Source organism: Sphingosinicella terrae, from assembly GCF_003347635.1.
GTDB lineage: Bacteria > Pseudomonadota > Alphaproteobacteria > Sphingomonadales > Sphingomonadaceae > Allosphingosinicella > Allosphingosinicella terrae.
This window is the reverse complement of sequence record NZ_QDFY01000018.1, coordinates 44,424-52,723: the sequence shown is the minus strand read 5'-3', so window position 1 is coordinate 52,723 and position 8,300 is coordinate 44,424. Positions and strand designations below refer to the sequence as shown.

Annotated in this window: 6 protein-coding genes; 5 read left to right on the top strand and 1 reads right to left on the bottom strand. The window is 64.7% G+C overall.

Annotated features, from left to right (window positions below; translation table 11 throughout):
• The coding region (locus DDE10_RS21595) for a pre-peptidase C-terminal domain-containing protein (RefSeq protein WP_284734816.1) at positions 1–1,674 on the bottom strand (1,674 nt) is incomplete at its 3' end.
• 261 nt (positions 1,675–1,935) lie between these two features.
• Here DDE10_RS21595 and DDE10_RS21590 point away from each other — a divergent pair.
• From DDE10_RS21590 to DDE10_RS21570, 5 genes are all read left to right on the top strand, one after another.
• Positions 1,936–2,277 (top strand): hypothetical protein, encoded by a 342-nt coding sequence (locus DDE10_RS21590; RefSeq protein ID WP_114954880.1) that lies wholly within the window; start codon positions 1,936–1,938, stop codon positions 2,275–2,277.
• A gap of 491 nt (positions 2,278–2,768) precedes the next feature.
• On the top strand, positions 2,769–3,227 hold the full coding sequence (locus DDE10_RS21585; RefSeq protein ID WP_114954879.1) for a curli production assembly/transport component CsgF: 459 nt from the start codon (positions 2,769–2,771) through the stop codon (positions 3,225–3,227).
• A gap of 74 nt (positions 3,228–3,301) precedes the next feature.
• A complete protein-coding gene (locus DDE10_RS21580) occupies positions 3,302–4,270 on the top strand; it encodes a CsgG/HfaB family protein (RefSeq protein ID WP_284734815.1) in 969 nt (322 codons plus the stop codon).
• Positions 4,271–4,507: 237 nt separating this feature from the next.
• On the top strand, positions 4,508–6,034 hold the full coding sequence (locus DDE10_RS21575; RefSeq protein ID WP_162806781.1) for a beta strand repeat-containing protein: 1,527 nt from the start codon (positions 4,508–4,510) through the stop codon (positions 6,032–6,034).
• Between the two features lie 67 nt (positions 6,035–6,101).
• On the top strand, positions 6,102–8,297 hold the full coding sequence (locus DDE10_RS21570; protein WP_114954876.1) for a beta strand repeat-containing protein: 2,196 nt from the start codon (positions 6,102–6,104) through the stop codon (positions 8,295–8,297).
• Positions 8,298–8,300: the final 3 nt, after the last annotated feature.

Below are 8,300 nucleotides of genomic sequence, written 5' to 3'. Positions count from 1 at the left end.
ATTGCCGGAATAGCGGATCTCGTCGGTGCCGCCGGTATCCCAGATCGTCTCGTAATAGACGCCGGGATCATTGGCGTCGCCGAGCTCGTAGACGTTGTTGCCGGTCGCATAGGCGTTGATGATGCCGTAGCGCTCCTGCAGCGCGGCGATGTCGAAAGCGCTCAGCGTCCCCGACCAGCCGCTATCGACATTGGCGACGGTGAACGGCGTCTCGCCATTGGGGCCCCGCGGGAAGGAGTCGTTGTACGACATGACCGTGTAGACGCCCTGGTTGAGGTCGTAGAGGCCGTAGCTGCCGGTCGATCCGCTGACACCGAGCATCACGTCGGATCCGCCGCCCCGGTCATGCGGATGGGAGAGGCCGTGGGCATGGCCGAACTCGTGCAGGATGACGGCGAAGGCATAGCCGCCCTGGACCAGCGCCTGCTGCTGATCGAAGGTCCAGGCGCCGCTGTCGACGTTGAAGGCGCCGATGCCCTGCTGGGTGCCGTAGGTCGGGTCCTGCGGGTAGAAATAGGCGCCATATTGCTCCGACGTCGTCGTCACCAGCCTGAAGTCGGCCGTCTCGGCATCGGTCGTGACCTGATATTCGAAGCCCAGGATCTTCGAATATTCCTCCAGCGCCAGCATCACCTGCTGCTGCTCGAACGCGTTCCAGCCGAAGGAGGGCAGCGGATCGACGCCATTGTCGCCGGTCTCGCCGAAATTCTCGCCGGCCTCGGCGAAATAGACGGTCAGGATGCCGTCATCGCCGGGATCCATGTTGCCGGCGCTGCCCCAGATGATCGAGTCGAGCGGGTCGAGCGTGGACAGGTCGACCTGGCCATAGTCCAGCACATAGCCGCCAGTCTGGCCGGAATAGGCGGTGACATCCAGGTAAAAGGTGCCGGACGCCGTCGCCAGGAAGCTGAATCCCGAGCTGATGTCGCTCGGGAAGCTGAGGTCGTCATTGGACGCGATGATCGTCCCGGAGGCATTGCGCAGCCGCAGGATGGTATCGAGCTCGCCGGTGGGGACCGAGAGCCAGTTGGTATTGTAGTCGGCGCCGCCGGCTACCTCGAACGTGTAGAGCTGGCCGGCCTCAAGGGTCACCGCATAGCGGTCGACGTCCGTCCCGGTCTCGCGGAACCCTAAGACCGTGCCCAGGTCGATCGCGACTGCGGTGCCGTTGGTGGCGCCCACCGTGTCGGCGCCGCGCTGCCAAACGTCGACCGTGTAGGTCCCCAGCCCGGGATCGCCGGGATTGGCGAACGAGCTGGCGACGATCGAGTAGGTGCCGCTGACCGAAGCCGTGAAGGTGACGACCGAGTAGAGACCGTTGCCGCCGTCATCGTCCTGGATGACGAGGGTGTCGGTCGGGCTGCCGATCTGGAGGAAGCTGTCGGTCAGCGCCGCGGCGCCCGTGCCGCGCAGCGAGACACTGTAGGTCTGGCCGGCGACGAGGGTGACGGAATAGATGTCGACGTCGCCGCTGAAATCGATGGCGCCGCTCGCGGACCCGCCAACGACGATTCCGGTACCGTTGGGCTCGTCGGCAAGGGTCGGCGGGGCGGCCACGTTCCACAGGTCCGACAGCGTGTAGTCGCCGGCTATCGGCTCGAGAGGAGCCTTGTGGTGATGATCGTCAGGGATCAGCTGTCCGAACTCATTTGCGCGAATGTAAGGCGATGCCATGAATGGAGCCCCCGATTGAATGAATAGGTCGACCTGGGAATCAGGCGAACGGCGAAGGTGAAACACGAAAAATTTACCATTTCAATAGGTTTCGTCGACCTGCTATGGAATGCGGCGGAACCTGAAGGGGGCCTTCTCCGATCGCGTCCTCAATTTTGAGGAGGGCAAATCGGAGGCTGGAAGCCTCGCCGTCGACTTGGCCGAAACTTAAATATCGGTCTGGCCGGTGTCGGGTCGGACAGGGTCTCGATGGGAAGAAAGATGCGCGTACTGAACCTGGCGATCTCGGCCGCCACCCTCTTCGTCGCGGCCTGCACGGCGGATGCCGAAACGTCGCCCGGGCGCAGCACGCCGACGCCGGAGACTGAAATGGGGAGCGCTTCATCGGGGGAAGGGGTGGCCAACCTGCCTTATGCCCGTGGACGAGTCTTCCATTCTCTCGACGAGTATCTCGCTTATCTCGAGCAACAGGGCGCGATCGACTTGCCCTGGTGGCGCGAGACATCTCCAGGCGTCTACGAGCATGTGAGGCGTGTCACCGGTGCCCGACGCGAGGTCGCGACGCGGGCGGAGCTGATGGAGCGGTTCGGCTTCACGCGCTGAGGGCGCGCCAGCCTGTTTTGCAGCTTCGCCGCACCCCACGACGTTTTCGTCGCAATCTTTCAATTCTGCTTTGTCTCAAACTGGAACAGCGACTCAGGGCCGCTTCGGGACCTCAGCGGCCCGGATGAGGAGGCAGGCCGTCATCCATAGACCCTGGTGGCTAATGTCATGCACGCGTTTGATAGGCACGGGTAATGTCGATGAACAGTTCATCGTCGTCGCTGCGATCTTCGCAGGTCAAGGATGGACTTCAACAAGAAGAGTTGCTGGCAAGACAGGCAACGCAGAGTTAGTTTGTCTTGGCTGTCGTTGACGTGCGGAGATATCTTCTGGACCGGAATTCCGTCACGTAACCGAAACGAATGCGGCCAGTTACCGTAATTTCCCGGCATACCCTATGTTGGGGATGCGTGACGCAATCCGCACATCTAAACAAAACGTTAACGGCCGAGTCGAGTCGGGCCTGTTGCCTCAACCGGGGAGGGGGGTAGATGTCCAGCGTAGCTTATCGAATCGAACGTTCATACCCGAGGAAAGTGCGCACCGCCGCCTTCATCCTGGCCGGCGTCCTTTGTGCGGGCCCAGCGCTTGCCAGCGATCTGGTCTACACGCCCAACAACCCGACCTTCGGCGGCAACCCGTTCAATTCGGCGCACCTGCTGGGCATCGCCAATGCCCAGAACGACTATCGCGATCCGCGCTCGACCACCGGCTCTTCCCAGGCGGACATCTTTGCGCGCCAGCTCCAGTCGCGCCTGCTTTCGGCCTTGTCCTCGCAACTCGTCGACGCGATCTTCGGCGAGAACCCCCAGGAGCGCGGCACGATCAGCTTCGGCGGCCAGACGATCGAGTTCGTTCGCGGCCTCGAGGAGGTGACGATCACCATCTTCGACGACGCGACCGGCGAGCAGACCGTGATCGTCGTTCCCACCTTCGTCGACGTCCCCTGAACAGGTCGGGGGGCATCGAAATGAAGTTCAGGCTTTTGGTTGGGGCTGTTGCGTCGCTCCTTTCGGCCGGTTGCATGAGCGTGGGCGGACCGGGCGAGCCGCCGTCTGACATCCCGGCGACGAACCGGCTCGCGGTTTATCCGAAGCAGACGCAGGCCCAGCGGCAATTGATGGAGCTTCCCCCGCCGACGCGGCCGGTCGCGATCGCGGTGTACAATTTTGCCGACCAGACCGGGCAGTTCCGCACCACCGAGAACGGTCAGCAGACGCTGTCGCGCGCGGTGACGCAGGGCGGCGCCTCGATTCTCGTGCGGGCGCTCCAGGATGCAGGCAATCGCGCTTGGTTCACGATCGTGGAGCGCGAGCAGCTTCGCAACCTGCTCAACGAGCGCAACATCATCCGCGAGATGCGCGAGCGCTATCTCGGCGAGACCAACGTCAACCCCCAGGCGCTCCCCGCCATGCTGTTCGCCGGCGTCCTGCTGGAAGGCGGCATCGTCAGCTATGACACCAACACCGTGACGGGCGGCGCCGGTGCCGCTTTCCTGGGGATCGGCGGGAGAACCGAATATCGGCAGGACACGGTCACGGTCTATCTGCGCGCCATCTCCGTGCGCACAGGCGAGGTTCTGACCACCGTCACCGCGTCGAAGACGATTGCGTCACACGCTCTGGGCGGCAGCGCCTTCAGGTTCGTGGCCTTCCGCGAGCTGCTCGAGGCCGAAGCCGGCTTCACCGTCAACGAGCCCGATCATGTCGCCCTGCAGCAGGCGATCGAGAAGGCGGTCTATGCCCTCATCATGGAGGGCGTCGATCTCAATCTCTGGGGCTTCGCCGACGCCGAAGCCGGCTGGCCGCACGTCTGGCGGTACCGGCAGGAGCGGGATGGAGTGTTCAGCCCGCAGCAGGTCGAGGCAGCGATGGACGCGGCGCGTGCCGCTCCGCCCATGCGGGTAAGCCCGCGTGAAGTGCCCGCTCGCGAAGTCTCGCCATCGCAAGTTTCAGCCGCGCTTCGGCCGGCGCAACCCGAAGGGAGCAGATGAGGACAGGCCCCCCCTCGCGGGCCGATGAAGGCGACGGACAGCCTGGCGTTCGTCGCGCAGACAAGGGGCCAGGCCCATCCCATGGAGTGGCAGCTCCGCGAGGATGATGAGCACAAGGAGACGCATCGGAGTGGCAGCTCCGATGCGTAGGGAAGTGAAGCGTATTTCGGATCATGTCGCCCGGCGTCTTCGCGCCGGCGGGGCATGGTTATCACCCTTAAGTGAGGAATGACAGCCATGAAGCGTAGCATTTACACCACCGTCTCGGCGATCGCTCTGCTCGCCGCCACGTCTGCAATTGCGCAGAACAACAGCTCGACCGTCGATCAGGGCGGCAGCGCCAATACCGCCGTCGTCGGGCAGTCCGGAAGCGACGCCGTCTCGACGGTGGAGCAGAGCGGGAACAACTCGTCGGCGACCGTCGACCAGGGCGGTTCGGGCAATGCCTCCGACGTCCTGCAGACCGGCGACGACAACCTTGCCGGCGTCACGCAAGACGGCACGGACAATTCGTCCGACCTCGACCAGAGCGGCGACGACAACAGCGCCGACGTCAGCCAGGACGGCATCAACAATGGTTCCGACGTCGCGCAGAGCGGCAACGGCAACAGCGCCGGCGTCACCCAGAACGGCACCGACAATCTGTCGCTCGTCGACCAGTCCGGCAGCGACGACGAGGCGATCGTCAACCAGGACGGCACCGGCCACGATTCGACGGTCCTGCAGTCGGGCGGCTCCGGCAATTCGGCGAATGTGAACCAGGAGGGCACCAACCAGACTTCGACGGTGACCCAGAGCGCGTCGACCGCCACCGCGATCGTCGACCAGAGCGGTGCCGACCAGACCTCGACCATCCTCCAGCAGGACGACGCCGGCGGCTACGCCAACGTCAATCAGTCGGGCGCTTCCAACACGTCCAGCGTCGAGCAGACCTCGGTCAACTCTTACGCCACGGTCGACCAGAGCGGCACCGACAACCAGTCGACGCTGACCCAGGGCCGCAGCAATGGCAACGACTTCCAGACCAATGGTCAGCAGGCGAACATCAACCAGAGCGGCAACTCGAACGTGTCGAATGCCAGCCAGAGCGGCTCTTCGGGCGACCTCAACGTCGACCAGTCGGGCAACAACAACCTGTCGAACGTCAGCCAGTCCGGCTTCGACAATTCGGCCGGCGACAATATCGGCCTGGTCGGCATCGACCAGAGCGGCAACGACAATGACGCGATGGTCACCCAGTCGGGCCAGCTCTCCGACGCCTATGTCGATCAGATCGGCAGCAACAACACGGCAACGATCGCCCAGAGCGTCAGCAACGCGCCGAATCCGGTCGGTGGCACTGATCCGCGCGTGGCCAGTGCGTCCATCAGCCAGGGCGGTGACGACAATAGCAGCACGATCAACCAATATGGCGGTAGCGGCACCGTCAGCGCTCGCCTGATGTCGGCCTCGTCCAGCCAGGAAGGCAGCAACAACACCAGCCTGATCAACCAGACCAATTCGCTCATCGCTGGTGCCTCGTCCGAGAATTTCGCCAGCGCCAGCCAGGACGGCGATTTCAACGACTCGGACATCTTCCAGAACGGCGCCGACAACAGCGCCACGCTGTCCCAGGTGGGCAGCGACAACCTGTCCGACATCTCGCAGACCGGCAGCGGCCACACCGCCGACGTCAGCCAGTATTCGGACAGCAACACGTCGACGGTCACCCAGACCGGCACTGGCAACAGCGCCACGGTTACCCAGGGCAGCAACCCGCTCTGATCCGGAGATGGGCGGCCGGCGCTTCGGCGCCGGCCGCCTTTCCGCTGTAGCCTGAAAGGAAATCCGAATGAGAAAGCTCACTCTCGCCAGCGTATCGACGCTCGCGCTGCTCGCGGCCGCTCCGGCGCTCGCGCAGAACAATGACAGCACGGTCACCCAATCGGGCGGCTTCAACAGCGCCGATGTCGCCCAGAGCGGCAGCAGCGCCATCTCGACCGTCACTCAGAGCGGCGACGGCGAAAACACCACCGACCAGAACGAGGTCCGCGTCCGCCAGAGCGGCGCCGGCGCCGCTTCCGAGGTCACCCAGTCCGGTTCCGACCGGAACGAGGTGGAAGTCATCCAGGACGGTGCCAGCAATTCCGTGGTGTCGCAGAACGGCACCTCGCAGGAAGCCGAGGTCCGTCAGACCGGCGACGGCAACGACTCGCTGATCAGCCAGAACGGCAATTCGAACCAGGCCGGCAACGCGCTCAACGGTTCGGCGGCGGGGGTCATCCAGACCGGCAGCGGCAACAGCTCGATCGTCGATCAGGATCCCGCCACCTACACCACCGCCAACGTCACCCAGACCGGCGACGACAATTTCTCGAACGTGCAGCAGGAGTCGCGCGGCGGCGCCGGCGCCAATCGTTCGGAAGTCCGCGTCACCCAGACCGGCCAGGGCAACGCGTCCGACATCTTCCAGAACAGCGACGATCAGCCGGCCGTCCAGAACGCCACTCTGGTCCAGACGGGCGACGACAATCTGTCGTACATCAACCAGGGCGGGGAGCTGAACACGGCGCTGGTCACCCAGAACGACACGCTCAACGATTCGTATGTCGATCAGTCGGGCGACGACAATGATGCGACCGTGGCGCAGACCGGAGAGTCCAACCTGTCGAGCGTCGTCCAGTCGGGCAGCGGCGACACCGCCACGGTCACCCAGACCGGCGACTTCAACGATTCCGGGGTCGCCCAGTCGGGCAATACCGACAATGTCGCCACCGTCACCCAGACCGGCGACAGCAACAATTCGTTCGTCGGCCAGTCGGGAGCCAACGCCACGGCCGACGTGCTCCAGGCGAGCGACGGTAACACGTCCAGCGTCACCCAGAGCGCCGGCGCGACCGCGAGCGTCACTCAGGGCGGCGGCGTCAACAATCTCGGGCCGCGCAGCTGGGATGGCGACACCCTGCCGCCGTCGTCCGCTGGCACGTCCTATGCGAACAACGTCTCGCTGATCGACCAGTCGGCCGAAGGTGCGAGCGCCATGGTCGATCAGAACGGCATCCTGAACCGATCCAGCATCGATCAGAGCGGTGCAGGTGCCGTGGCCGAAGTGACCCAGTCGGGCGTCTACAACACGTCGATCGTCGATCAGACGGCCAGCGCCTCGGCGACTGTCGACCAGGGCAGCACGTCGGGCAACTTCGCCCGTAACGCGTCGCGGATCACCCAGACCGCCGACGGCGCCAGCGCCTCGGTCACCCAGCGCGGTGCCAATCTCGGCGCTCCCGAAAATGCGCCGACCAACGTGTCGCTCATCGCCCAGTCCGGTGCCGATTCGTCGGCCACCCTCAGCCAGACCGGCGACGAGAATTTGTCGACGATCGACCAGCAGGGCGCGAACGAGTTCGCCGAGGTCACGCAGAGCGGCTTCGGCAACATGTCGGGCGTGCTGCAGTCCGGCGGCGACAATTCGGCCCTGGTGAGCCAGGACGGCGACGACAACGACTCCTCGGTCACGCAGGAGGGGGCGTCGGCGACGGCGGAAGTCACGCAGGAGGGCGAGAACAACGACTCTTCCGTGGGACAGCAGTCGGATTCGGACGCTTATGTCAGCCAGATCGGCGACGGGAACCTGTCGACGGTCGTGCAGACGGCGGCGGCCGGCGGCTCCAGCGCGACGGTCGATCAGCTGGGCACGGACGGCCTTTCCGACGTTCAGCAGTCCGGGGCGGCCAATACCGCTCTGGTCACGCAGGAATCGGGCAGCCTCGCCGCGGACAGCTTCGTCTCGCAGACCGGGTCGAACGGCCTCGTCACCGTCACTCAGGGCGGCGAGTCGAACGAGTCGGACGTCCTCCAGGGCGGTGACGGCAACGTCGCCCTCGTCGAGCAGGCCGGCATCGGCAACGGCTCGCTGGTCACTCAGGGCGGCACCGACAACATCGCCACCGTCGGCCAGTATTCGAACGGCAACGTCTCGACCGTGACCCAGTCGGGCACGGGCAATGTCGCCACCGTGACACAGGGCACGCCCGGCGGCGGAATCTAAGGG

Coding starts and splice junctions, on each gene's coding strand:
- DDE10_RS21590 (WP_114954880.1), top strand. CDS start 1,936: ATGCGCGTACTGAACCTGGCGATCTCGGCCGCCACCCTCTTCGTCGCG.
- DDE10_RS21585 (WP_114954879.1), top strand. CDS start 2,769: ATGTCCAGCGTAGCTTATCGAATCGAACGTTCATACCCGAGGAAAGTG.
- DDE10_RS21580 (WP_284734815.1), top strand. CDS start 3,302: ATGAGCGTGGGCGGACCGGGCGAGCCGCCGTCTGACATCCCGGCGACG.
- DDE10_RS21575 (WP_162806781.1), top strand. CDS start 4,508: ATGAAGCGTAGCATTTACACCACCGTCTCGGCGATCGCTCTGCTCGCC.
- DDE10_RS21570 (WP_114954876.1), top strand. CDS start 6,102: ATGAGAAAGCTCACTCTCGCCAGCGTATCGACGCTCGCGCTGCTCGCG.